Consider the following 1,188-nt stretch of genomic DNA (forward strand, 5'->3'; position numbering starts at 1 on the left):
TGTGGGAGATTCTATGGTTGAGGGGAAGCCCTCAACTGACTTTTGCCTGATATTCGCTTTGCCCTTTCAGCAAGGCGAATACCACCCGAGCAAGTTTGCGAGCCAGCATCACCAACGCCTGCGTGGTGCTGAAACCCCGTGCTCTTTGGGCTTCGTAAAACCCTTTCCAGGCTATCGTACGGCTAGCCGACATCGCTGCGTTGTGCAAAAGTCGGCGGGCCTCGGGGTCTCCGCGCTTGGTCAAGCTGCGGCGACCGTCCTTTTGCCCTGATTTCGATACCCGTAAATCCATGCCCAGGAAGGCGATAAACGCATCCGCGTTGCTAAATTCCCCACGCTGAAACGCTGTGAGCAGGCGCGCTCCGGTCAGAAATCCAATGCCCTCAACTTTCAGGCAACGCTTCAATTCGCCGAGCAAACCGGCTTGTTTGAGCTGATCGTTGATCGTCTTTTCGATCATCGTTTCAAGCCGCTGCATGGATTTTATCTGTTCAGCAAAAGCTGCCTTCAACAACGGCTCATTCGACCAGCTCTGCACCAGGCCGACCCTGGCCTGGACCAAAGCCGCGCGGCGGCGGAAAAGGCTCAGGAGCTGGCGGTACAGCGGTGATGGCGGGGTCCAAGGGTGCAACTCTTCGGCTTCGTTCTTCAGGTAACGGGCCAGCAGCTTGGCGTCCAAGGCGTCGGTTTTGGCGCGGATCTTCACGCCTTCGCGGTAGTGTTTGAGTTCATAGCCGCCCACCATGTAAATCGTGCAACCGGCCGCATAGGCCAAATCAGCGAATTCCAGGTGGTAGATGTTGGTTGCCTCAATGGCAATAGACACGGGGCCGAGCAAGGCCTTCAGCCACTGCTTGATGGATGTTTTGGTGTTGGGAATCGCTTCAAGCAGATCGCTATCGGCCTGATAAATCACCAGTTCATTTTTGGCGACATCCACGCCAACGATCGGATTTGATAGAGCGACTGGCATTGCCACAGGATTTCCTCCGGGATAAGGTTTGAGCACTTGAAGGGCTCACCCAGAGGCGCAGGCTTGTTCCTATCGTCGGTCTAGCCAGATGCATTCTTTATCGGCGCTTGGGTGAAAGGAAGAGGGGCGAAATCTCCCACGGTCTGTACTGCGTCAACAGTCAGAATCGAGCCTTGTCCCTCCTCCTCCCTTCAAGTCCTACCATACAAGCGAGC

1 protein-coding gene is annotated in these 1,188 nt (G+C 55.6%); it reads right to left on the reverse strand.

The genetic code is table 11. The annotated features are described in order from the left end of the window. Positions 1 to 31 precede the first annotated feature (31 nt). On the reverse strand, positions 32 to 973 hold the full coding sequence (locus tag ACW9IR_RS29450; RefSeq protein WP_102902457.1) for an IS110 family transposase: 942 nt from the start codon (positions 971 to 973) through the stop codon (positions 32 to 34). Positions 974 to 1,188 lie beyond the last annotated feature (215 nt).

Source organism: Pseudomonas sp. SDT291_1_S447 (assembly GCF_054070155.1).

Excerpts from the sequence above, each read along its gene's own strand:
- ACW9IR_RS29450 (WP_102902457.1), bottom strand. The coding sequence starts at position 973 with ATGCCAGTCGCTCTATCAAATCCGATCGTTGGCGTGGATGTCGCCAAA.